This is a genomic window from Marinomonas sp. ABL3_031 (assembly GCF_056161265.1).
The window spans coordinates 60,473-84,264 of sequence record NZ_JBSWYU010000007.1 but is presented as its reverse complement, the minus strand read 5'-3'; the positions used below and the strand labels follow the sequence as shown (position 1 = coordinate 84,264).

Below are 23,792 nucleotides of genomic sequence, written 5' to 3'. Positions count from 1 at the left end.
CACTGATTGGGATGGTGGCCGTTTGTTATTTATAAAGGTAAAAAAATGATACCAGTTATTGCATTGGTAGGTAGACCCAATGTTGGCAAATCCACTTTGTTTAATCAGCTGACACGCTCTCGTGACGCTTTGGTGGCGGATTACCCTGGTTTGACCCGTGACCGAAAATACGGGGACGGCAAAGTGGGTGGGCATGAGTTTATTGTCATTGATACGGGGGGGATCAGTGGTGATGAACAAGGTATAGACGAAAAAATGGCACGCCAGTCCTTGCAGGCTATTGAAGAAGCCGATTCTGTACTGTTTTTAGTTGACGGTCGTCATGGTTTAAATCCTGCCGATGAAATGATTGCTAATCATTTACGTCGCTCAAATAAACCTGTGACTTTGGTCGTCAATAAGACAGATGGTATTAATGAAGACATCGCCTTAGCGGACTTTTATTCCTTAGGTTTTGGTGAATTACAACCGATTGCGGCAGCTCACGGTAAAGGCGTTCATGTATTAATTGATGGGGTAATGCTGCCCTTTACTGAGCAGGTGGAAGAAGCTAAAAATCAAATTGATTTGGATGCCAAAGGTATTCGGATTGGTGTGGTGGGGCGTCCAAATGTGGGGAAATCTACCTTAGTAAACCGCATGCTGGGTGAAGATCGAGTAGTGGTCTATGACATGCCGGGTACCACACGGGACAGTGTGTATATTCCTTATTCACGACACGATAAAGACTATACCCTGATTGATACGGCGGGGATTCGACGTCGTAAACATGTAAAGGAAGCAGTAGAGAAGTTTTCTATTGTGAAAACCTTGCAAGCCATTCAAGATGCTAATGTGGTGATTGTGGTCATTGATTCCCACGAAGACTTAGTAGAGCAAGATTTGCACATGATAGGGTATGTGCTGGATGCTGGTCGTGGTGTCATCATTGCCATCAATAAATGGGATGGCTTACAGAAAGATGAGCGTGAGCACATTAAGAGCGAAGTTGAGCGTCGTTTAGGTTTTGTACCTTACGCAAAAGTTCACTACATTTCGGCATTGCATGGTACAGGTGTGGGGGATCTATATGACACCATTGAAACCACTTATGACTCCTGTTACGCGAAATGGTCAACCAACCGTTTAACACGTATTTTGGAGGATGCTGTGGCTGAACACCAACCACCAATGGTGAACAGTCGTCGTATTAAATTGCGTTATGCTCACCAAGGTGGCTCGAACCCACCGCGTATCGTGGTGCACGGGAATCAAGTTAACTCGCTTCCTGGTAGCTACAAACGCTACTTGGAGAATAAGTTCCGTACGGTATTAAAAGTGACAGGAACCCCCATTATTTTTGAGTTCAAATCGTCGGATAACCCCTTCGCACCGAAGAAGAAATAGCCTAGTCGTTAAGACGAGAAAGCCCTGTTTGTGAACTGATCCCAATCGTTAGTCACTGAAAACAGGGCTTTTTTATTTGGATCACAATTTATCAAATTATTCCCTTTTTAGCATAAATGAAATATTCAAAGGATGAATGCAGTAATAATAGTGTCATTTACTTGTGCTATGTCGAGTTTTCACTTTTTTTTCACTAGTATTTCCGCATCTAGTATGGGGAATATTATGTTGTTTCTACGTGGTTTTATTTATCTGGTTTTGGTTTCTGTTATTGCACAACTTATTTCCATAGAAGGCTATCAGCACTTATCCGCAGCTGAATACAGTGAGCATTCGGTCACTGAGCATCTGCAGGATTTTATGTCCTTTATGAGCTGTATGTTGTTTTTGTATGTATCTCGCCGTTCTGAAGCACTTAAGATTGCGACGACTTTACTGGCAGCGTTAATGGCAATGATGTTCGTACGAGAATCGGACTCATTATTGGATAAGTATGTGTTTGATGGCGCTTGGCAAACCGTGGTGCTATTGATCTTGTTGTGTGTGGTTATTTTCTTGTGGGGGCAATTTAAAGTTATCTATCCTTCTATGCAGGAATATGCAAAGCACGCGAGTTTTGGGACTTTTCTGGCGGGCTTTGTGACCATTCTAGGCTTCTCTCGATTAATGGGGCGTGGTTCCTTTTGGGAAGCCGTAATGGGCGACGCTTATATGCGAGTGGTAAAAAATATAGTGGAAGAAGGCATTGAAACCCTAGGTTACACATTGGTTTTCATTTCCGCTATGGAATTAGCCTTGGCGTATCGTCGTAAACTCCATCAATAATTTTTGAATGGCGTCATCTCAAACGTTAAAAAATTCCCCTAGTAGAGTTTGTCGATATTAGGGGGCTTTTAGCGCGCTCTGGACTTTTGTTTGCCCGTCACTTTTCCTTGAGAGCGATTTTTATTAGCTTTATTACGCGCTTTTTCATTTGCTAAGTTTTTCGCCATGGTTGGACGATTAGAGCTATGAGAAGCCCCTGTGCCTTGTCCTGGTTTGGCATTTTTAGGACGGCGTGGGGCGCGTTTATCTTGTTCAGCAGGTGGTACTAACTTGTTCGCACCATGACCAATTAAGTCGGATCGACCCATTTTGATTAAGGTGTCTCTTAATGCTTTCCAGTTGCTAGGGTCATGGTATCGCAAGAAACCTTTTTGTACACGACGTTGCTCATAGTCTTTTGGTGTGTATACATCCTCACTCTTATAGGTTACTTGTTTTAGTGGGTTTTTACCTGAGTGATACATGGCCGTCGCTAGTGACATAGGCGATGGATAGAAGGTTTGTACTTGATCGGGCTTGAAGTCATGTGTCTTCAACCATACTGCAAGATTCATCATATCTTCATCAGAGCTGCCTGGGTGGGCGGCAATAAAATAGGGAATCAAATGCTGTTTCTTGCCCGCTTCTTTTGAATACTTATCAAACATGCGCTTGAATCTATCATAGGAGCCCATCCCTGGCTTCATCATCTTAGACAAGGTGTCCGTTTCTGAGTGTTCTGGGGCAATTTTTAATAGACCACCAACGTGATAAGTCACCAGTTCTCGAACGTATTCGGGATCTTCCACCGCCAAATCGTAACGTAAACCTGATGCGATTGAGACAGTATGAATGCCTTCGACTGCTCGTGTTTTACGGTACAACTCGGTTGTGGGGCTATGGTCTGTGTTTAGATTTGAGCAGATTGTCGGATAAACACATGACAGTTTTCGACAAGAAGCTTGAATCTCGTCGTCCTTACAATTCAAGGTGTACATGTTCGATGTTGGTCCACCCAGATCAGAGATGTGGCCCGTAAAGCCGGGTACTTTGGCTTTGATGTCCTCGATTTCATTCAAGATGGATTCGTGTGAACGCGATTGAATGACTCGTCCCTCATGTTCTGTGATGGAACAGAAGGTACAACCACCAAAGCAGCCTCGCATGATGTTGATGGAAGTCTTGATCATGTCGTAAGCTGGAATTCGGGCTTTTTTGTATTTAGGGTGTGGAACACGGGCATAAGGAAGATCAAAAACCCCATCCATTTCATCTGTTTCCAATGGAATCGGCGGTGGATTTACCCAGATTTCTTTTTTGCCATGTTTCTGAATAAGCGCTCGCGCATTATGAGGATTGGACTCTAAATGCAAGATACGTGAGGTGTGCGCGTACAATACTGGGTCTTTCGACACTTTTTCAAAAGAGGGGAGGCGAATGTAAGTTTTTTCCGCGTCCAGCTTTTCACCACGACGTAAAGGCGCTGGGATGACACGAATTGGCATTACGTCTGATTCTTCTTCCGTCTGGCATTTGCCTTCAGGAATGTATTCGTATGGGCTGTAAATCTTGTCAACTTTACCTGGCCAATCAACGCGAGTGGAATCGATTTCGGTAAAGCCACCAGGAGGCGTATCCCGCACTATGGTGGTACCACGAATGTTGGTCAGTTCTTTCATGCTTTTGCCCATGGCAATGTCATGAGTGACTTCCAACATGGCGCGTTCCGCATTACCGTATAATAAGATGTCTGCCGTGGAGTCAATCAATACAGAACGACGTACTTCATCGCTCCAATAATCGTATTGCGCAATGCGACGAAGGCTAGCTTCGATGCCGCCTATCATCACAGGCACATCATTGAAGGCTTCTTTACAACGTTGTGAGTAGACAATTACGGCTCGATCAGGCCGTTTACCCCCTTTGCCATAAGGTGTGTAGGCGTCATCATTACGTACTTTCAAATCTGCGGTATAACGATTAATCATGGAATCCATGTTGCCAGCCGTAATACCGAAATACAGATTTGGACGACCTAAACGCATAAAGTCATCGGTATTACGCCAGTTAGGCTGATCAATAATACCGACACGATATCCTTTGGATTCCAACAAGCGACCCAATACCGCCATGCCAAAACTGGGATGGTCGACATAAGCATCCCCTGTGACTATGATCACATCACAGCTGTCCCAGCCTAGGGCATCCATTTCTTCGCGAGTGGTGGGCAGAAAAGGTGAAACACCATAACACTCTGCCCAATACGCTGGGTAGGAAAATAAGTGTTTTGCTGTCTTGTGTCGTTTGATCATGATGTGCTCTGGCTAGATGAACCGCAGGAATTATGACAATGGATAATTTTACCTTATGTAATGGGCGGCATTATCCCAGAAAAAGACTTGAGTAAATAGTCTTTGTTGGGGAAGAAGTTGGTTTAATTTTGATCAATATGCCAAACACTTTCTTCATACAGAGTGTAAAGACTGTCACGATACTCTGTTTGGGTCTCTATGAGATTTTCATTGGCCAATTTACGAATTTTATTGCCCCAAAGTCCTGTTATCTCTTTATCATCAACAGAAAATGGTGGGCCTTGTTTATCACCTTCATAATACAATGCAATGAGTAACACGAAGGCATCATCGGCTAATCTTGCTAAGGTATGTTCCACGTATTTTTTGCGCAGAGCGATGGGCATGGCAACCATAGCGGCTCTGTCATAGCAGGCATCAAATTGGTTTTCTTGAAAATGAAAATAGTCACCCTCGATCAAACGAATGGGTAATTCATTGATATGGTAAATTTTTATTTCACCTTTGTGCTCAGTCTCATAGGTCAGATCGTTGTCACCAATGAATTCAATGATGGCAAGGGAAGAAATTTCGACGCCCGTGACTTGATAGCCTTGTTCAGCAAGCCAAATGATATCATTGGTTTTGCCGCATAAAGGCACCAATACTCGACTTTGTTTCGTAAGAGTAGGCCAATAATCCACTAATTTTGGGTTAACACCCTCTAAATGAAAGCCAATACGACCAGTTTGCCAACGCTCTAACCAAAACTCATTGGTAATCATGGTGACCTCTTTAATGATGATAAGTTATTAAACAAGGGGGATAACTAACATACAGAATAATACGATAATATGTACTTTATTATAGGTTATTTTACTTGTGGTTTTATGTGGTAAATCATGTCGAAATGTGTAAAAACGAACTAGATTATTGTGCTTTGCCGTGTTGACAAACAAAATCTAAGAAAGCCTGATTGGCCTTGGATAGATAGCTGTCCTTGCGCCATGCTATGTTCAAATCTAACCAGATTGGTGGATCAAAAGAGCGGGTAAGAAGCTGTTCATTTTCTTCAATGACCATGGCTAGCATGGTGGAGATACCAAACCCTTGTTGAGTGATGGATTTGATCAAAGGAATTAAGTTGGTTTCGAACCCTATGTTCGGGCTTATGCCAACTTGTGCTGCTAATTTGTCGACAATTCGTCGATGGAAGAAACCTTCTTTAAACATGACTAATTCTTCTTGGAAAAAAGTCTCCGGTGGAATTTTTTCCAGTTGGCTAAAAGCATGTTCTTCGTTTACGACGACCAGCATTTCCTCTTCTAAAAGATGCTCCCCTGCCAGGGTTTCGGGTAGGTTTTCTGCCACAATGACACTTAAATCCAATTCGCCTCTTTCGAGCATTTGCTGTAATTGCCAAGTGCCACCTTCGATTACGGTTAAGGTAATATTAGGGTATTGATTGCGGAAGCCCATCAGAATAGGGGGAAAGTAATATGACCCCAACATACTTGGGATGCCTACTCGCACTTCGCCTTTTTCTAGGCCATTAAGCTCAGACATTTCCAGTAAGGCTTCGTCGGTTGCTTGAACGATTTTTTGCGCATGCACTAACAATTTCTTACCTTCATCGGTCAAACTAATATTGCGATCAGCACGGTGAATTAGGGTTAAACCAAATTCTTTTTCCAGTTTTTTAATGGCCATGCTGACAGCGGGTTGTGCTACACCAAACTCATTAGCGGCTTGGGTAAAGCTGGCAGTGCGCGCAATACTGATCAAATAGCGAAGGGGTTTTATATCCATCAATAACTCTTATGATTTTGATAAGTCAGATATATTTTATTGATGTTTTGCTCAGGCGTATAGTGCTCTTAGTATCAAAGTTGTCTTAGGAGAAGAGGGTGATCGCAGTTGGCACTAAAAAGTTTTGGCGTGGCACCTTGGCCTTAATGATTGGCTCGTTCATGATTTTTGCCAATGTTTATGTTACACAACCGTTACTGCCTATGATTGCTGAGGAATTCTCTATATCGGCCTTACAAGCCAGTGCGAGCTTTACCATTACCACTTTGACTTTAGGGCTGTCATTGCTTTTCTATGGTCCCATTTCTGATGCACTGGGGCGCAAAGGAATTATGGTGATGACCATGGTTGGCATTACATTGACCACAAGTTGTTTAGTTTTTGTTCAACAATATGAATACCTTCTGATACTAAGAGGTTTACAGGGTTTTTTTCTAGCAGGCTTGCCAGCAATTGCCGTGGCTTATCTAGGAGATGAATATGCACCGGAAGCGTTGATAGTCGCTGTGGGCTTGTACATCAGCGGGAATACTTTGGGAGGCATTGGTGGTCGATTAATCGGTGGTTTTGTCGGTGAATGGTTGGGCTATTCAGCAACCTTTGCGGTGATGACAGCCATCAGTTTCATCTGTTTGCTGATATTTTATGTCTTATTACCAGCTTCACAACATTTTCAGGCTAAACCTCTAAGATTGAGTGAAGTCTTATCTAACATGAAAGCTCACATGACAAATCGAAAGCTGGTGACCAGCTATGTGATTGGTGGACTGAGCTTTTTCATTTTTATTAACCAATACAGTTACGTTACTTTTGTATTGGAAGCCGCTCCTTATCATTTATCGGCTAAGTATGTCGGTTTGCTGTTCTTAACTTATTTGTCAGGTACAGTGGGCTCAGCCATATCCGGAAAATTGGCAAAGCGTTGGTCACAAGTGCATATCATGATGTTGGGCACTGGCATTTTTATGTTGGGGTCTTGCGTGACGTTAGGTAAGAGTATTTGGCTCATCATTTTGGGGTTATTGATCAACAGTTTTGGTTTCTTCTTGTGTCATTCCAGTGCCAGTAGCTTTGTGAGTCGACATGCTAAACAAGCCAAAGCCAGTGCCTCATCCTTGTATCTGGTTTTTTATTATCTAGGTGCCAGTCTAGGAGGCTTTTACTTGGATCCATTTTGGCAAATGGACGGTTGGACTGGAGTCATCCTTGGCTCTTGGATCATCTTAGCCATTGTGCTGATGGCGCAGTTGAGTCTTTTAAGATACCAAGCAAAATCATCACAATCCCTTGTAAAGCTTTAAGAATAAAGAGGAATAAGTGACTGACAACTCAGTCAGCCATTTGAGGTTGGCAGTTATCCTAAAAAACACGTATAAAAAAAGCCCTGCAGTGCAGGGCTTAAAACGAGAGTGTGACAACAATAAGGCCACGAGCCGTGATTAAACGGCAATCTGACTTAGTAGGTTTCCCTATTAAGATGCAGTCGGTATCCACCCTTTGTTATTTTTTTCAGGTGGATGGTTAACTCATACCGCGTCTTGGTTTAGAGACGCGTTTTCAATGACTTCATTTAAGTGCAGCCAAGTTTCCACCACGGTATCAGGATTAAGCGATACACTTTCGATGCCTTGAGCCACTAACCAATCTGCGAAATCGGCATGGTCGGAAGGTCCTTGCCCACAAATGCCCACGTATTTTCCTTGTTCACGACAAGCGGAAATGGCCATTTTAAGCAGTTTTTTCACCGCCGGATTGCGTTCATCAAACTTATCAGCGATCAAACCTGAGTCACGATCCAAGCCCAATGTAAGCTGCGTTAAATCGTTAGAACCAATGGAGAAGCCGTCAAAGTACTCGAGGAATTCTTCCGCCAGTAAGGCATTCGATGGCAATTCACACATCATGATGACTTTAAGACCGTTTTCACCGCGAGCAAGACCTTGTTCAGCTAACAGTTCAGTGACTTGCTGTGCTTCTTCTAGGGTGCGAACAAAGGGAATCATAATTTGTACATTAGTGAATCCCATGTCATTTCGAACGCGACGAATGGCTTCACATTCAAGGGCAAAGCAATCACGGAACGAATCATCTATGTAGCGTGCTGCACCTCGGAAGCCAAGCATTGGGTTCTCTTCATCTGGTTCAAATTGAGGGCCACCAATGAGGTTGTGATATTCGTTGGATTTGAAATCAGACAAGCGCACTATGACTGGCTTTTGCGAGAAAGAACAGGCCAATGTGGCAACACCTTCCACTAATTTATCGACATAGAATTCCACCGGACCTTGGTAGCCGGCAATGCGATGATCAATTTCTTCTTGCAAGATGGCATCCATGTCCGCGTAGTTGAGCAAGGCTTTAGGGTGTATGCCTATCATGCGGTTAATAATAAATTCCAAACGGGCCAGACCGATACCGGCGTTGGGTAGCATAGCGAAGTCAAAAGCTCGGTTTGGATTGCCGACGTTCATCATGACTTTGACCGGCAGCTCCGGCATGTTACCCACTTCAGAAGTGATCACATCAAAGTTCAATTGACCTTGGTAAACAAAGCCCATGTCACCTTGTGCACAGGATACAGTTACTTGCTGATCGTCTTGTAAAACTTCGGTTGCATCACCACAGCCAACCACGGCTGGAATGCCTAATTCACGGGCAATAATGGCCGCGTGACAAGTGCGTCCACCGCGGTTTGTCACAATGGCGGAGGCACGTTTCATGATAGGTTCCCAGTCTGGGTCGGTGATGTCTGTTACTAAAATATCACCCGGTTGGATGCGGTCCATTTCAGTGATGGAAGACAAGACTTTTACCGCGCCAGTACCTATCTTGTGGCCAATGGCTCGTCCTGTGATTAATACATTTGACGTTTCTTTTAGACTGTAACGTTCCATGCTTTGTGTATTGGTCTGACTGCGAACCGTTTCAGGGCGTGCTTGTACTATGTAAAGTTTGCCATCAACACCGTCTTTGGCCCATTCAATGTCCATTGGTCGTTGGTAATGTTGCTCAATGATGCAGGCTTGTCTGGCCAGATCTTCAATCTCTTCGTTGCTTAATGCAAAACGATTCTGATCATCAAGTTCAACGGGAACTATTTTAACAAATTCATCACTGCTCGCGGCGGCGTATTCCATTTTTTGAGCTTTGCTACCTAGGCTTTTTCGCACTACAGCCGGACGCTCGGCGGCCAATGTTGGCTTATGAACATAGTATTCGTCAGGGTTCACCGTACCCTGAACCACCATTTCTCCTAAACCGTAGGCGGCGGTAATGAATACTACTTCGTCGAAGCCAGATTCAGTGTCTAGCGTAAACAGCACACCAGAAGCGCCTATGTCGCTGCGTACCATTTTTTGAATGCCTGCAGACAAGGCCACACCTTGGTGTTCAAAGCCTTGATGAACCCGGTAAGAAATGGCTCGATCGTTAAACAAAGAGGCAAATACACGTTTGATTGAGGCTTTGATGTCAATCAAACCTTTTACATTTAGATAAGTTTCCTGCTGTCCAGCAAACGACGCGTCAGGTAAGTCTTCCGCCGTTGCGGAAGAGCGCACAGCAAAGGAAGTATCTGTAGGATTGTCTTCGCACAGTTCGCTAAAAGCCGCCTCGATTTCCTGATTGAATTCATCGGAAAATGGCGCCTCTTCGATCCAATTACGAATTTTGACACCGGCTTCCGCTAAAGCATGTACGTCGTCTACGTCTAAACTGTCTAAGATGTTATGGATTTTCTCTTCTAAGCCGCTTTCTGCCAAGAAAGTGTGATAGGCATAAGCAGTCGTAGCGAAACCGTTTGGTACTTGAATACCAAGGTCTGTCAGGTTGGAAATCATTTCACCCAAAGAGGCGTTTTTACCGCCAACTTGGCCGACATCTTCTAAACGAAGATCTTTAAACCACTTAATGAATTTGTTCACAAGAGACTCCGAAAATTAGGCTTTTAATATTCATAATGCTGTCGAGTAAATAGGCTCGTCAGAACAAAAAGTGAAGTGACTACGTCATGATTCAGGCTCATGATTTAAGGCTTGTCAAAGGCAACACTATGAGTTCATTGTATGTAGCTGGGATACGTTGAATAAAATCGATTATTCGATGTAGTTTTATTTCAATCGAAAAAACGGATGTCGTTAGATAACAACAAAATGAGAAAAAATGACATGAAAGTGTATTTTGTTTCCGACGGTACTGCGATCACGGCTGAGGTGTTTGGTTCTGCTATGTTGTCCTTTTTTGATGTCGATATAATGACCAAAAGTGTGCCGTTTTTAACCACAAAAGATCAGGCAAATGGATTGAAGCAGCAGATTGATAACGAAGTGCTGCAAGGAGCGTCCGTGTTGGTGTTTTATACCATTTCGGATTCCTTCATGAGAGACATAATACAAAGCTGCAATTGCCATTGTTACAATGTTTTTGGTGACATGTTGTCACCCATTGAGCAGGCGTTAGGAGTAAAAGCGCAGCCCGCAGCACAAAAAGCGCACGGTATGAAAGCGGGTGTATATGATGGTCGAATCGATGCCATTAACTACGCTTTAGCCAATGATGATGGGGCTTCTATTAAGAATTTTGATGAAGCTGACATCATCTTATTAGGGGTGTCACGTTCAGGCAAAACGCCCACCAGTTTGTATTTGGCCATGCAATATGGCATTCGTGCCGCCAACTATCCAATCACAGAAGATGACTTCTCCAGTGCGGGCTTGCCCAAAGTATTACGACCCCATAAAACGAAGCTTTACGGCCTCACCATAGACGCGCAGCGTTTGCATGAAATTCGCACTGGTCGCATGGCGCAAAGCAAATATGCCTCGTTTCGACAATGCCGTTATGAAGTCGAAGAAGTGGAGTCTTTATACCGTCAAGAACGTATACCATTTCTTAATAGCACGCGTTTGTCGGTGGAAGAAATTTCCACCAAAGTCATGGCGGAGATGAATTTGGAGCGTCACAGACACTGAGAAAAATGGCTTAATAGATCGAATTATTCGATGTATAGCTTAGATTTGGTGTTTTTTTTGTTTAAAAAATTGTCATAAATCAATGTTTTTATTTTTGGCTTACTAATTTGATTATGGATAATCGACTGAAAAATAGGCAGTTTTTGTCGCATTTGTAGTGAAATTACAAAGCGGTCAAGCGGAGTGTGCAGATAATAAATAGAAACGCCGCAAAAGAGAGAGTATTCGCTGAGAATACTCTATAATATCGATAACTTATGTGGCTCCGAATCCCTTAATTTTAACGAATATGCCACATTCTCAATAGTAAGATGTTCATATTGGTGAGCGATAAACAGGATGTCTTACTGAATAACCAAGGATATGCCTACTTTGAGTAAAAAAATTAACGATCCACATCTTCAACGAGAAGCTTTAAAATACGACAACCCCGTTCCCAGCCGTGAATTTATCCTAGAATTTCTTGCGACGCGTAACCAACCTTTTAGTCATCTGCAACTTTGTGACGAATTCTCTTTAATAGGAGAGGACGAGATTGAAGCCTTGCGCCGGCGTTTGATCGCCATGTGTCGTGATCATCAGCTAAATTCCAATGCCAACAATGAATACTTTCCGATTCTAGAAAGCGACTTAATTGAAGGCTATGTGCAGGGCAACAAAGAAGGTCATGGTTTCTTACTGAGAGAAAACGACGACGATATCTTTTTGTCCGCACGACAAATGATGAGTGTGATGGACGGCGACAAGGCGAAAGTGCGTTTGTCTGGCCGCAGCGTTAAAGGTCGCTTGGACGGTGTTGTCGTAGAAGTCATTGAGCGCCGTCATACGCAGTTGGTTGGTCGCTACTACCAAGAAAGCCAAACCGCTTTTGTGACCCCTGAAAATCCACGAATTTCTCAAGATGTGTTGATTACCAAAGAATCCGGTCTGTCACCAAAACATGGGCAATATGTGCTGGTGGAAATTATATCCTATGCTGATCGCGGACAAGCTGCACAGGGCTTAGTGAAAAAAATATTAGGCGATTTCATGGCACCTGGTGTGGAAATCGAAGTGGCCATGCACCGTTACGAAATTCCTAACGAATGGCCTGCTGCAGTGGAGCAACAGATTCAGCATTTCACCACGGAAGTAGCAGAAGAAGACAAAGCCCATCGTGTGGACTTGAGAGAAACACCATTTGTGACCATAGATGGTGAAGACGCTCGTGACTTTGATGATGCTGTGTATTGTGAGAAAACGCCGGGCGGTTGGAAGTTGTTTGTTGCCATTGCCGATGTATCTCACTACGTCAAAAAAGACACGGCCCTGGACGAAGAAGCCATAGTACGTGGTAACTCGGTCTATTTCCCAGGTCGCGTCATACCAATGTTGCCAGAAGTTTTGTCGAACGGACTGTGTTCATTGAATCCAGATGTTGACCGTTTGGCTATGGTGGCGGAGATTTCTCTGACCAGCAAAGGCAAGATGCGCGGCTTCAAATTCTATGAAGGGTTAATCCGTTCTCATGCACGTTTGACCTACACTAAGGTGGCGAAAATGATCGCTGCTGAACCGGAAGAAGAAGGCGTGGCGTTACGGGAACGCTATCAGGGCATAGTATCGCACATTGATGATTTGAGTGGTTTGTATCAAGTACTAAAAAGCGCCCGTGATGAGCGTGGTGCTATGGAATTTGAAACCGTCGAAACACGTATGGTGTTCGATGAGAACGCTAAGATTGAAGACATAGTGCCTGTTGAACGCAACGATGCCCATAAACTGATCGAAGAGTGCATGTTGTGTGCTAACGTGGCGGCAGCTGAGTTGTTGATTAAAGCGGATTTACCGGCTTTATTCCGTGTCCACGAAGGGCCAAAAGAAGATCGCTTAATGACCTTGCGAACTTACTTAGGTTTGCTTGGTTTGGAATTACCTGGTGGTTTAAAACCCACCCCTGCCGATTATGCCTTAGTAGCAGAGCAAATTCGTGACCGCGCGGATGCTCGTAGTATCCAAACCATGATGCTGCGTTCTATGTCGCAAGCGGTTTATCAAGCGGATAATATGGGCCACTTTGGTCTGAATTACGAAGCCTATACCCATTTCACCTCGCCGATTCGTCGTTATCCGGATTTGTTGGTGCATCGCGCAATTCGTTATCTGATTCGTGGTGAAGGTCGACCAAAAGTATCGCAAGCCCATCGAGTGGCGGGCAGTCCTTCTTTAAAAGAGAAGAAAATTTACGGCTACGACCATGCTGATATGGATGGTTTAGGGGATTCTTGTTCCTTAACCGAACGCCGTGCTGATGAAGCCACCCGCGATGTAGAAGCTTGGCTAAAATGCCAGTATGTAGAACAACATCTTGGAGATGCTTTTGACGGTGTTGTCACCGCGGTGACACCGTTTGGTCTTTTCGTTGAACTACAAGGGTTATTTGTAGACGGTTTGGTTCATATTTCAGGGTTAGGACAGGATTATTTTGTCCATGATATTGAGCATCAAGCCATCATTGGCGAACGTACTGGCAAAGTATTCCGTTTAGGCGATAGCTTGAAAGTACGTGTGGCGAGCGTCAATCTAGAGCAACGTAAGATAGATTTGAGTTTGGATGATTCCGCACCGAGGGCTCGTAAAAAGGTAGAGCGAGATGACTTATCTGAGTTAGAAATGCAATTGGCTCAGTTGCCGCCGATTGAATTGGGTGGTCGCTCTAAGCCGAAAACGGAGCCGAAAAAAGACCCTCAACAGGAAGACAAGAGCGGCGAAAAAACCAAGTCGAAAAAGCGTCGAGCACCTTCTAAAGGCAAACGAGTGAGACAGAAGGAAACGGCCCAATCAGCTAAAGCAAAAGGGTCTGCTTCGAGTGCCAAAAAGCCAAACAAGGCAAAAGCGAAAAAGCCAAAAAAGGCTAAAAAAAGCAACGCTAAGTCGCGTGCTAGTGAATAATTGAACAAATTAAAATAGAACAGAGAGAATTGACACATTCATGTCAGATTTAGAGTGGATATACGGCATTCATGCCGTTGAAAATGCCCTGTCGCAACAAGCTGATCGTATTAAAGAAGTACGTTTTCAGGAAGGTCGCGATGATAAGAAAACACAGCGTTTGATGAGCTTGTGTAAAAAACACAAGGTGCGTTATAGCCTAGTGCCGCGTCGTGATTTAGACCAATTGTTTAGCAAGACCAAAGAGCGTGTTGTTCACCAAGGGGTAGTCGCTTATACCGCCATGACCAAAGCGGGTAACGAAGCGGATTTACACACTTATATTGAAGGGTTGGATGAAACGCCTTTGGTCATTATTCTGGATGGCGTCACGGACCCGCACAACCTTGGCGCTTGTTTGCGCAGTGCCGATGCGGCTGGCGCGCATGCGGTGATTATGCCAAAAGACAATTCTGCGCCTCTTAATGCAACCGTGAGCAAAGTTGCCTGTGGTGCCGCAGAAAGTATGCCTGTGTATGCCGTGACGAACTTGGCCCGTACTATGAAAAAGTTACAGGATCAGGGTATTTGGATTTTTGGCACCGCTGGCGAAGCCACAGATACTATTTACGATCAGGATTTAACCATTCCGACGGCCATCGTCATGGGGGCAGAAGGCGAGGGCATGCGTCGCTTAACTCGTGAGCAATGTGATTACCTAGTGAAATTACCTATGGCTGGTGTGGTGTCTAGTTTGAACGTCTCGGTGGCGACCGGTGTTTGCTTGTACGAAGTGGTTCGCCAACGTGCAGAAAAAGCCAGTCGCTAAGGAGTGGACAGGTGCTTCCGACGTTTCAGATTACCCCATTAAAGACCGTATTAGACGCTGATTTACAGCTCAAAATTGATACCAAAACCAAACCGCTAGGTTCGCTTGGAGAACTGGAAAGTTTGGCGTTGCAATTGGGGCGAATTCAGCAGTCTCTTGAACCCAAGGTGGACAATGCCAAAATGTTGGTGTTTGCTGCCGATCATGGTGTCGTGGATCAGGGCATCAGTTTGTTTCCCCAAGAAGTCACGCCGCAGATGGTGATGAACTTTTTGATGGGCGGCGCCGCTGTTAGCGTGTTTTGCCGTCAGCACAATGTGCCTCTTCGAGTCGTGGATGTAGGGGTGAAAGGCGATATTGCAGAACATACTCTGTTGTCACAACGCAAGGTTGCTCATGGTTCGCAAGATTTCAGTCAGATGGCAGCTATGACCCGTGAGCAAGTAGTGTTGGCCATGCAGGCAGGCATTGAGGAAGTGGATCAAGCCATCGCTGAAGGTTGCAACCTGCTCATGTTTGGTGAAATGGGCATAGGCAATACCTGTGTGTCTTCTTGTATGATGTCGGCCTTGTTGGGTGAGTCCCCTCAACAAACAGCTGGACGCGGAACCGGATTAGATCAAGCGGGTGTGTCTCATAAAGCTAACGTGATTCAAGCCTCTTTAGAACGTGCAGAGTCAGAAACTGGGAAAAGTATTCAACAATGGGATGCTGAAACCTTGGCAATGCAAGTGGGTGGCTTTGAAATTCTCGCCATGGCGGGAGCCATGTTGCAGTCTGCGTCGCGCAATATAGCATTTGTGGTGGACGGATTTATTTGTTCTGTGGCTTTGTTGTTTGCGCACAAGGTGAACCCTTTGGTGAAGGACTATGCCGTGTTCGCTCATCAATCTAACGAACAAGCTCATCAAAAACTCTTGGCGCATCTGCAAGCTCAGCCCATCTTGTCTCTAGACTTGCGTTTGGGCGAGGGTTCAGGTGCGATTTTAGCTTATCCTTTGATACAAAGTGCCTGTGTTTTTATGGCCAATATGGCCAGTTTTGAAAGCGCAGGCGTCAGCGATCAATAACGTCTTTACTGCTTTTAAGGTTGAGATTCGATGAAAAATCCATTTGCAAATGCTTATTGGCAAGGCTTTAAGCGCAGCTTGGTGACTTATACAAGAATCCCATTAAAAGTGGATTGGGAGGACGAGGTTGAGCATGTGCCCGCGTTGAGCTTTTTGCCTTGGGTGGGTTTAGTTGTTGCTTTGCTAAGCGCTTGGCCTCTGTGGTTTGACTGGTCAACGTCTCTGCAAGCTGTTTGTATGTTGCTTACTGCTGTGTTGCTAACCGGTGGCTTTCATGAAGATGGCTTGATGGATTGCGCAGATGGCTTAGTGGGCGGTTGGGATCAAGAACAACGTCTGACCATAATGAAAGACTCTCGACTCGGTAGCTTTGCTGCTTTGGGGATCTGGTTTAGCTTGACGTTGAAATGGCTGTTGCTGTCTGAACTATTGAGTACTGGCTCGGAGTCTTTTCTTGGCTTAATTTATCTGCTTTCGGCTTGGTGCGCAGTGCACATCTTGGCGCGCATGTTTCCTTTATTGTTAATGCATTGTTTAGACTATGTTTCGATCGGGCAAAGCAAGGCCAGCAGTATGATTTCGCGCTTTGATGTGAAGCAGTGGCTGGTGGCTCTTTTGCCTTGTGGCATCATTGCTATCTTGTCGTTAAGTCTCGTGGAAATCCTTTTAGCAGCATTGTTTGCTGGATTATTGTTGCTGGGGATGCGTCAGTACCTTAACGCTAAAATTCAAGGGTTTAATGGTGATGCCTTAGGTGCCAGTGAGCAACTAGGAGAAATTTTTGTGATTGCGGTTTTGCTGGTGTTTGCTGCGTGAAATTGTATCTAGTTCGTCATCCCAGACCCGATGTAATACCAGGCTTGTGTTACGGTGATCAAGATGTTCCCTTGTTAGAAGGTTGGCAGCAAGGTGCACAGGCATTAAAGCAAGCCTTAGCACTAGAGTACGATCAAGATAAGGTGCGTTGTTATCACAGCCCTTTAAGCCGAGCGGCACAATTGGCAGAGTATCTCAGTGAGGGAAAATCTCATTCCATAGCGGCATTGAAAGAGCTGGGGTTTGGTCGTTGGGAAGGACTCACTTGGTCCGATATTCCTAGGCAAGAGATGGATATTTGGGCTGATGACATAGTGAATGCCAATCCTTATAACGGGGAAAGTTTACAGCAAGTGGCCGATCGCGTTTGGCACTGGTGGTCAAGCATCAAGGATGAGGACATGGAGGCTTGTGTGTTGGTCGCGCATTCTGGTGTGATCAAGGTGTTGGTCAGTCTGTTGTGTGAATGGCCATTGGACAAATGCTTTCGTATCGATGTGGCTTTTACCAGTGTGACGGAATTGGATATTCAGGGTGACTGGCGAGTGTTGAAGCGCTTAGGTGCGGGTGACTGGCAGTAGTCGTTGACGGTTGTTAGAGAAATGTACAATTAACTGGCTTTGACCCTCGTCAAGCTACAAAGATGATAGAGATAAAAACATGTTGTTATATCTTTTGGGCATGTTCGGTATTGCGGCATTTGCCATCACAGGGGTTATTTCCTCCGGTAAAAAAGACATGGACCTGTTTAGTGTGGTGTTTCTTGGCATGGTCACTTCATTAGGTGGCGGTACGATAAGAGACACAGTGCTTGGTGTGGAAACCGTATACTGGGTAAAAGACACTTCTTATCTTTGGGTGGCATTTTTTTCGTCGGTTGCCGCATTTTTTGCAGTGCGTCTTATTGAAGATAGGCAAAGAGTGTTTCACTATGCTGATTCGTTCGGCTTGGCCTTATTTACCGTAGTGGCGACAGAAAAGGTACTGGAACTTGGTTTTCCTTCTACTATTGCCATTACTATGGGGGTGATCACAGGAATCGCTGGTGGCATTATTCGTGATGTATTGAGTCACAAACCACCTTTGGTTCTAGGGCGTGAGTTTTATGCTACCCCCGCTTTTCTTGGTGCGCTCTTGTTAGTGTTACTTCAAAAAAACATACCTTTCCATGAATTTAACTCGATTTACGCTGTGTTATTAGTCTTTATACTAAGGGTCTTTGCGATCCATAAAGATCTGTATTACCCCAGTTGGCTACTTTATAAAAAGCGTTAAGGATATCAATCATGTCACAGCAATTAACCGAAGAAGAAAAGCAACAAGCTCGTTTGTTAAAGAAAAAAGCGGTGGTCGATCAACGTATTGCAGCGGCGACAGAAGAGCGTGGCGTGACTATCTTGTTGACCGGTAATGGCAAGGGGAAGAGCTCTAGCGCGTTTGGTACTATGGCGCGTGCACTGGGTCATGGACAAAAGTGTGGTGTGATTCAATTTATAAAAGGCCGTAAAGCCACAGGTGAGCAATTGTTTTTTGGCGAACATCCGCGTGTGGATTTTCATGTGATGGGGCATGGTTTTACATGGGAAACTCGTGACCCTCAATTAGAACAACAGGCTGCGAACCTGGCTTGGTCGTTGGCTAAAAAGATGTTGATGGATACCAGTATTGATTTTGTTCTATTGGATGAAATTACTTACATGTACAAATACGGTTACCTTGATGAAGCTGAGTTGATTGCCGTATTGGCTGCTCGACCTACACATCAAAATGTGATGATGACAGGGCGAACCGCACCACGTGTGCTTCTAGATTCGGTGGACACTCACAGTAAGATAGCCAACGAAAGACATGCCTTTGCCAACGGTGTGAAAGCGCAAGCAGGCATTGAATGGTAAGACAGACTCAATAGATTTCAAAGTGTCTTTTTTGTAAAGGCTCACTTGATAAGTGGGCCTTTTTTATGGACAAAAAATAACGCGCATTTTTAATAATGAGATTTATTCTCAAAAAGCTGGATTTTTAACTTTTCTTTTACGATAATGATTCTCATTAGTTTCGTTTGGCAATCACTGCCGTGGAGGAAAGAATGCAAAATTGGGAACGCTTAACACGACAAGCTAATAAAGCTTACTCAAATCATGAATATTCCAATGCTGTAGAACTCAATCAACAAGCTTTACACCAAGTAGAGTGTGAGTTTGATGATAACTTCCACCAAGATGCAGAATCTGCAGTTGCGGCGGCGGCAGTGAGCTTTTTAAACATTGCTGAATCTTACACTGCTCTTGGCGATTTTTTGTCAGCGAATACACAGTATGAAAATGCAGTGAATTTTTTACAGGCCGTTATTGTTCGTTCAGATGTGGACGAGGAGCAGCGCGGCCTCATTATGAGAACCGCTACCCATATTCGTTTTGAATGGGAGCTGTTTTCACAAAGTCACAGCAAACATGTTGTGGCGCAAAGTAAGGCGCTAATGCGTTCTATTTCAAATGCTGTTACCAGTCAGGGCGTCATGGTACGTCATTAAATTGCTCTACTAAAAGGATATCTATATGAAATCTACTTTTTTCACTATTGTTGTCAGTGTCTGTTCCGCTCTTATCGGCTCAACAGCCTTGGCACATCCTGGTCATGATCATACTCATTGGTCTAGTGAACTGATTCACATGCTAACTTGGTTAGCAATTGCCAGTGTGATTGTGGGTGGCTTGCTATACAAACAAGTTTTCCGAGGTAAAAATTCTAAGCAGGAGGATAACAATCATGATGCATAATCTGGTTAATGTACTGGACAAGGTAATTGGCTTTCAAACGGCTCAAGCCCATTGTGATATTCCTTGTAAAATCTACGATCCATCTACTGCGCAATTAGCGGCATTAAGCTGTGTTCGCCTGCTGGACTTAATTAAAGAAATTGAAGACAAAGGCGATTTAAACGTTGCCGATTATGCGCAAATTTCTCGCTTAGTGAGTGAGAAAGAGTCCGCTTGTACTGAAGTAAAAGAAGCCGTTCGCATTATTTGGGGTGATTATTTCAAAGCGCCACAATTTGAGCAGATTCCAAATGCCAATGAGCTGACTCATAGCATTATGTTGCAAGCATCAAAATGCAAGCAAGGAATCAGTCGAGAAGATGGGGAAAAGCTTGTGGCTTTAGTCAATCAATTTGCTGAGGCTTTCTGGTTGACCAAAGGTGTGCCGACTTATACCGCTGCTTGCCCATATCCACCCATGTTGGATACGGTTTATCCAGACCTAAAAGGGTAAAACAATCAGGAAGGAGAAAATTTTCTCCTTCCTATTTTATGCTTTAGATAGGGTACAAGGAGGCTTTATGTTTCGCTTCATTAAAGTGCAGGGAGAAAGCATGGCACCCAGCCTTCACGATGGGGATTTTGTCTTTATCAGTCGTTGGTATAGAAAGCTTGAAGTAGGACAATTGGTGGTGGTTGATCATGCTTTGTACGGTTTTATCGTAAAAAAAGTCTTACATATAGCCCCTGATGGCCAGTTATGGCTGGGGGGAGAAAATAACCAAAGCTTGCAATCAGAGCGCATTGGTTGGGTATCGCCACGACGAGTAATGGGGAAGGTGATTGGACGTATTTGCGCACAAAAACCAAAACTGCATTGAGTGTCTAATATTCTAGACACTATAGTTGAATAAGTCGTTTTTTATCCGTCAGATTGCCCTTGGTCTGATTTCTATTTTTCTCTAAAATCCCGCCTATTGTTCCATCTGCAAATTTTCAAGGGATAAGCATGTCGACAGCAGATTTACCAAAAAAAGAGTTACCAGAAGTTCAAAAGCATACCCGTTCGGAAGATATTCAAGCCATGTTAATTGGCACCTTGATCATTGCCTTGGGTGTGAATTTATTCACCCAGGCTGGCCTATTAACAGGTGGTTCAGCTGGTTTAGCCTTCCTGATTCAATACTCGACCTCATTGACCTTTGGTCAGGCCTTTTTCTTGATCAACTTACCTTTTTATTTATTGGCAATATGGCATTTTGGTTGGAACTTTACCCTGAAGACTTTTTTTGCCGTATTTTGCGTGTCTGCTTTTTCAGATTTAACGCCAATGTTGGTTTCCTTTGAATCGGTTGATCCTGTTTACGCTAGTATGACGGGGGGTTTTCTTATGGGCGTTGGTTTCTTAATGCTGTTTCGCCATAACGCCAGTTTAGGTGGGGTCAATATTTTGGCTCGTTACCTGTCAGAAAAATACCATATCTCCATGGGTAAATTCCAAATGGCCATTGATTGTACAATAGTATTAGCTTCTGTCTTTGTGGTGGATTTTTGGCTGATTGCTGTGTCTTTCATTGGTGCAATTGCCCTTAATATGATCATTGCTGTGAATCATAAACCTGGACGCTACATGGGTAACGTGTAAAAGGCGCTTATTCGAAATAACAAAAGCGGTATTGAGCCGCTTTTTTGTATTTTCGGCACGGCTTTGTATTTTTTTAGGCACATTTTTTTATATATCTGACCTAATGTTTTCATAAATCTAGGTGCTCGGGTATCATATCGCCAAATGAGAAAACTAAGGAAATGTGAGTTTGGAGCTGTTAAAGGTTGATAACCTTAATCCTTATCTAGATGATTTGGTTGAATTGCTAATTGATGCGGTGGACTCTGGTGCCCCCATAGGCTTCTTACCGCCAATGAGTGAGCCAGAGGCAAAAGCTTATTGGACCTCTGTAAACGATGAACTTCAGGAAAATTCTCGTCAAGTATTACTGGTCCGTGAAGAGGGTAAAGTGGTTGGCAGTGTGCAAATTGCCATGTCTCCTAAAGCCAACGCCTTGCATCGTTGTGATGTGGAAAAGCTGATGGTGCATACTCAAGTAAGAGAAAATGGTCTAGGGAGTATACTGATGCAAGGGGTTGAGCGAGTTGCTGCCGCCATGCAACGTCAGTTATTAATCTTGGAAGTTCGCAGTGATGATATCGCACATGATATGTACGTTAATATGGGCTATATCCCGTTTGGTGAAGTCCCTGGTTATATCCGTAGTGCCAATGGTATGTTGCATAATTCCACTTTCTTTTATAAAGAAATAGAAACCAGTCATGAAGTATTTAGTTGATTGCAGTAGGCCGTTTTTTTGAGACTCGATTTTTATTTATCCCATGTTACTGAATTAGCGCGCAAAGCCGCAAAAATTGCTGCCGCTAAAGGCCGTGTCACCGTCAATGGTGAGGTAGTAAAAAAAGCCAATTACACAGTGCAAAAAAGCGATCAAGTCTGCTTAGACGGTGAGTTATTGGCCTGGCCGAGTGAAGGTTATTATTTACTGCATAAACCGGCTGGTTATGTTTGTGCCAACGAAGATCCTGAACATCCGATTGTGTTGGATTTATTGCCCAATCACCTTGGTCAAAAGCTGAAGATAGTGGGGCGCCTAGACAAAGACACCACAGGATTGCTGTTGCTGACAACCGATGGCCAATGGTTACATCGAATCACCTCGCCGAGACATGTTTGTCCAAAGCGTTACCATGTGCAGCTGGCGGATGAGATTTCGCAGCAAGCCATTGACCAGCTTGAGGCGGGTGTCTTGCTAAAGGGTGAAAGTCAGTTAACCAAGCCAGCCAAGGTTGAGCAGCTAACCGAAAAGGAAATTTACCTTACCATTCAAGAAGGTAAATACCATCAAGTGAAACGCATGTTAGCATCGGTAGGTAATAAGGTTGAACAATTGCATCGTGATCGAATTGGTCCTTTGCCGCTAGACGAAAACCTCCAGCTTGGTGAATACCGGGTGCTCACAGCGGAAGAAGTCGCCTTTTTTTAGACAGAATAAGAGACCAAATAGATGACAGAATTATCGATGGACGAACGCGTACAACTGCTGGTTTCGCCTGACAGTGAACGCCTAGCTTATTTTATTGAACAAGCTAAAGCGACTGAGCAGGTTTGGAGTTTAAGTAATGAAGAAGGCTTTGTGATGGTAGAAACTGACGAAGGCGATTGCGTGATGGTTTGGCCTGATGCTGAGTTTGCTAGTCAGTGGGCCATTGAAGATTGGGACGATTGTGAGCCCGTGGCGGTCTCTTTGACGACTTTTAAGCAAGAATGGTTGCCGAGTTTGGCGATGGATAAAATCACCGTGGCGGTGTTTCCAAATATCGAAGATGAAGGCAAGTTATCGACTGCCGAAGAGCTGACGGCTTTATTGGGCGATTAGCTTAGCTACTTTGATAGGATGAATTTTACACTTCTAGGAAGGAAGTAGTGAGGTATTTTCGTTAAGGAAGAAGCAGATTAAGGACCCCCAATGAGTAAGCGTCAAAATCATCGTGAAGAAGTCTTCATTAAAATATTGGATGCAGCAGAAGTCGAGTTTGGTTTAAAAGGCTATAATGGCGCCAGTTTGCAACACATAGCGGAGCGAGCAGGTTTACCTAAGCCGAATATCATTTATTATTTTCAATCGAAAGCGAACTTATACAAGCAAGTATTGGATCAAACCCTAATGGGCTGGAATGACGTGTTTGATCGCGCCACAGTGGAAGATGATCCTGCCGAAGTGTTGAACAGCTTCATTCGAGTAAAATTGCAGAACAGCTTCGAGAAACCCGTTGCATCGCGCTTGTTTGCCATGGAAGTCATCAGTGGTGCCAATCACATTGGGGAGTATTTAAAAGAAGCATTACGTCCATGGTTTGCTTCTCGAGTGGCCTTGTTGGAAGCTTGGATGTCGGCTGGAAAAATGCGTCAGACCGATCCTGCTAGTTTGATTTTTATGATCTGGGCAACCACACAACACTATGCCGACTTTGAGGCGCAAGTCTTAGCTTTGAGTGGTAAGGACAGCTACAGTGAAGAAGACCTTACACGTATTGCTGATGCCATTAGTGGCGTAGTTTTAGCGGGATGTGGACTGCAATAA

General features: G+C 44.1%; 24 protein-coding genes. 20 read left to right on the top strand and 4 right to left on the bottom strand.

Annotation, left to right across the window (positions count from 1 at the left end; translation table 11 throughout):
• The first annotated feature begins 45 nt into the window (after window positions 1–45).
• On the top strand, window positions 46–1,386 hold the full coding sequence (gene der, locus ACXAH2_RS09565) for a ribosome biogenesis GTPase Der (RefSeq protein WP_475078151.1): 1,341 nt from the start codon (window positions 46–48) through the stop codon (window positions 1,384–1,386).
• A gap of 225 nt (window positions 1,387–1,611) precedes the next feature.
• A complete protein-coding gene (locus ACXAH2_RS09560; protein ID WP_475078150.1) occupies window positions 1,612–2,211 on the top strand; it encodes a hypothetical protein in 600 nt (199 codons plus the stop codon).
• A 68-nt stretch (window positions 2,212–2,279) separates the two neighbouring features.
• On the opposite strand, the gene ACXAH2_RS09555 is transcribed toward ACXAH2_RS09560, so the two are convergent.
• From ACXAH2_RS09555 to ACXAH2_RS09545, 3 genes are all read right to left on the bottom strand, one after another.
• Window positions 2,280–4,502: a YgiQ family radical SAM protein gene (locus ACXAH2_RS09555; RefSeq protein WP_475078148.1), complete on the bottom strand. Its 2,223-nt coding sequence runs from the start codon at window positions 4,500–4,502 to the stop codon at window positions 2,280–2,282.
• 122 nt (window positions 4,503–4,624) lie between these two features.
• Complete coding sequence (locus ACXAH2_RS09550; protein WP_475078147.1) at window positions 4,625–5,266, bottom strand: class I SAM-dependent methyltransferase; 642 nt, start codon at window positions 5,264–5,266, stop codon at window positions 4,625–4,627.
• A gap of 145 nt (window positions 5,267–5,411) precedes the next feature.
• Entirely contained in the window at window positions 5,412–6,290 is an 879-nt protein-coding gene (locus ACXAH2_RS09545; RefSeq protein ID WP_475078146.1) for a LysR family transcriptional regulator, read from the bottom strand.
• 98 nt (window positions 6,291–6,388) lie between these two features.
• Here ACXAH2_RS09545 and ACXAH2_RS09540 point away from each other — a divergent pair, with 98 nt between their 5' ends.
• Complete coding sequence (locus tag ACXAH2_RS09540; RefSeq protein ID WP_475078145.1) at window positions 6,389–7,591, top strand: MFS transporter; 1,203 nt, start codon at window positions 6,389–6,391, stop codon at window positions 7,589–7,591.
• 225 nt (window positions 7,592–7,816) lie between these two features.
• Here the strand turns inward: ACXAH2_RS09540 and ppsA are convergent, their stop codons facing one another.
• Complete coding sequence (ppsA, locus tag ACXAH2_RS09535) at window positions 7,817–10,213, bottom strand: phosphoenolpyruvate synthase (protein ID WP_475078143.1); 2,397 nt, start codon at window positions 10,211–10,213, stop codon at window positions 7,817–7,819.
• 243 nt (window positions 10,214–10,456) lie between these two features.
• On the opposite strand from ppsA, the gene ppsR reads away from it, so the two are divergent.
• The 17 genes from ppsR to ACXAH2_RS09450 all read left to right on the top strand — a co-directional run bounded on the left by ppsR (window position 10,457) and on the right by ACXAH2_RS09450 (window position 23,792).
• A complete protein-coding gene (gene ppsR / locus ACXAH2_RS09530; protein ID WP_475078142.1) occupies window positions 10,457–11,260 on the top strand; it encodes a posphoenolpyruvate synthetase regulatory kinase/phosphorylase PpsR in 804 nt (267 codons plus the stop codon).
• A 363-nt stretch (window positions 11,261–11,623) separates the two neighbouring features.
• Window positions 11,624–14,191: a ribonuclease R gene (rnr, locus tag ACXAH2_RS09525; RefSeq protein ID WP_475078140.1), complete on the top strand. Its 2,568-nt coding sequence runs from the start codon at window positions 11,624–11,626 to the stop codon at window positions 14,189–14,191.
• A gap of 40 nt (window positions 14,192–14,231) precedes the next feature.
• On the top strand, window positions 14,232–14,999 hold the full coding sequence (gene rlmB / locus ACXAH2_RS09520) for a 23S rRNA (guanosine(2251)-2'-O)-methyltransferase RlmB (protein WP_475078138.1): 768 nt from the start codon (window positions 14,232–14,234) through the stop codon (window positions 14,997–14,999).
• A gap of 11 nt (window positions 15,000–15,010) precedes the next feature.
• The gene (gene cobT / locus ACXAH2_RS09515) at window positions 15,011–16,069 is read left to right on the top strand and encodes a nicotinate-nucleotide--dimethylbenzimidazole phosphoribosyltransferase (RefSeq protein WP_475078136.1); all 1,059 of its coding nucleotides are present in this window, start codon (window positions 15,011–15,013) and stop codon (window positions 16,067–16,069) included.
• Between the two features lie 30 nt (window positions 16,070–16,099).
• Window positions 16,100–16,885 carry an adenosylcobinamide-GDP ribazoletransferase gene (locus ACXAH2_RS09510; RefSeq protein WP_475078134.1) on the top strand — a complete coding sequence of 262 codons (786 nt, stop codon included), beginning with the start codon at window positions 16,100–16,102 and terminating at the stop codon, window positions 16,883–16,885.
• The gene (locus tag ACXAH2_RS09505) at window positions 16,882–17,466 is read left to right on the top strand and encodes a histidine phosphatase family protein (RefSeq protein ID WP_475078133.1); all 585 of its coding nucleotides are present in this window, start codon (window positions 16,882–16,884) and stop codon (window positions 17,464–17,466) included. The genes ACXAH2_RS09510 and ACXAH2_RS09505 overlap by 4 nt, the downstream gene beginning before the upstream one ends.
• 79 nt (window positions 17,467–17,545) lie before the next feature.
• Window positions 17,546–18,160 carry a trimeric intracellular cation channel family protein gene (locus tag ACXAH2_RS09500; protein ID WP_475078132.1) on the top strand — a complete coding sequence of 205 codons (615 nt, stop codon included), beginning with the start codon at window positions 17,546–17,548 and terminating at the stop codon, window positions 18,158–18,160.
• Between the two features lie 11 nt (window positions 18,161–18,171).
• A complete protein-coding gene (gene cobO / locus ACXAH2_RS09495; protein WP_475078131.1) occupies window positions 18,172–18,780 on the top strand; it encodes a cob(I)yrinic acid a,c-diamide adenosyltransferase in 609 nt (202 codons plus the stop codon).
• A gap of 191 nt (window positions 18,781–18,971) precedes the next feature.
• Window positions 18,972–19,415 (top strand): tetratricopeptide repeat protein, encoded by a 444-nt coding sequence (locus ACXAH2_RS09490; protein WP_475078130.1) that lies wholly within the window; start codon window positions 18,972–18,974, stop codon window positions 19,413–19,415.
• Between the two features lie 25 nt (window positions 19,416–19,440).
• Window positions 19,441–19,662, top strand: a complete 222-nt coding sequence (locus tag ACXAH2_RS09485; protein WP_475078128.1) for a hypothetical protein — start codon at window positions 19,441–19,443, stop codon at window positions 19,660–19,662.
• Entirely contained in the window at window positions 19,652–20,155 is a 504-nt protein-coding gene (gene sodN / locus ACXAH2_RS09480) for a superoxide dismutase, Ni (protein ID WP_475078126.1), read from the top strand. Before ACXAH2_RS09485 ends, sodN begins: the two co-directional genes overlap by 11 nt.
• A gap of 67 nt (window positions 20,156–20,222) precedes the next feature.
• A complete protein-coding gene (locus tag ACXAH2_RS09475; protein WP_475078125.1) occupies window positions 20,223–20,522 on the top strand; it encodes a S24/S26 family peptidase in 300 nt (99 codons plus the stop codon).
• Between the two features lie 128 nt (window positions 20,523–20,650).
• Complete coding sequence (locus ACXAH2_RS09470) at window positions 20,651–21,286, top strand: YitT family protein (protein WP_475078124.1); 636 nt, start codon at window positions 20,651–20,653, stop codon at window positions 21,284–21,286.
• 169 nt (window positions 21,287–21,455) lie between these two features.
• Window positions 21,456–21,986 carry a GNAT family N-acetyltransferase gene (locus ACXAH2_RS09465; protein WP_475078122.1) on the top strand — a complete coding sequence of 177 codons (531 nt, stop codon included), beginning with the start codon at window positions 21,456–21,458 and terminating at the stop codon, window positions 21,984–21,986.
• Window positions 21,987–22,004: 18 nt separating this feature from the next.
• Window positions 22,005–22,694 (top strand): pseudouridine synthase, encoded by a 690-nt coding sequence (locus ACXAH2_RS09460; RefSeq protein ID WP_475078121.1) that lies wholly within the window; start codon window positions 22,005–22,007, stop codon window positions 22,692–22,694.
• Between the two features lie 21 nt (window positions 22,695–22,715).
• Complete coding sequence (locus ACXAH2_RS09455) at window positions 22,716–23,087, top strand: DUF2750 domain-containing protein (RefSeq protein WP_475078120.1); 372 nt, start codon at window positions 22,716–22,718, stop codon at window positions 23,085–23,087.
• 90 nt (window positions 23,088–23,177) lie between these two features.
• Complete coding sequence (locus ACXAH2_RS09450; RefSeq protein ID WP_475078119.1) at window positions 23,178–23,792, top strand: TetR family transcriptional regulator C-terminal domain-containing protein; 615 nt, start codon at window positions 23,178–23,180, stop codon at window positions 23,790–23,792.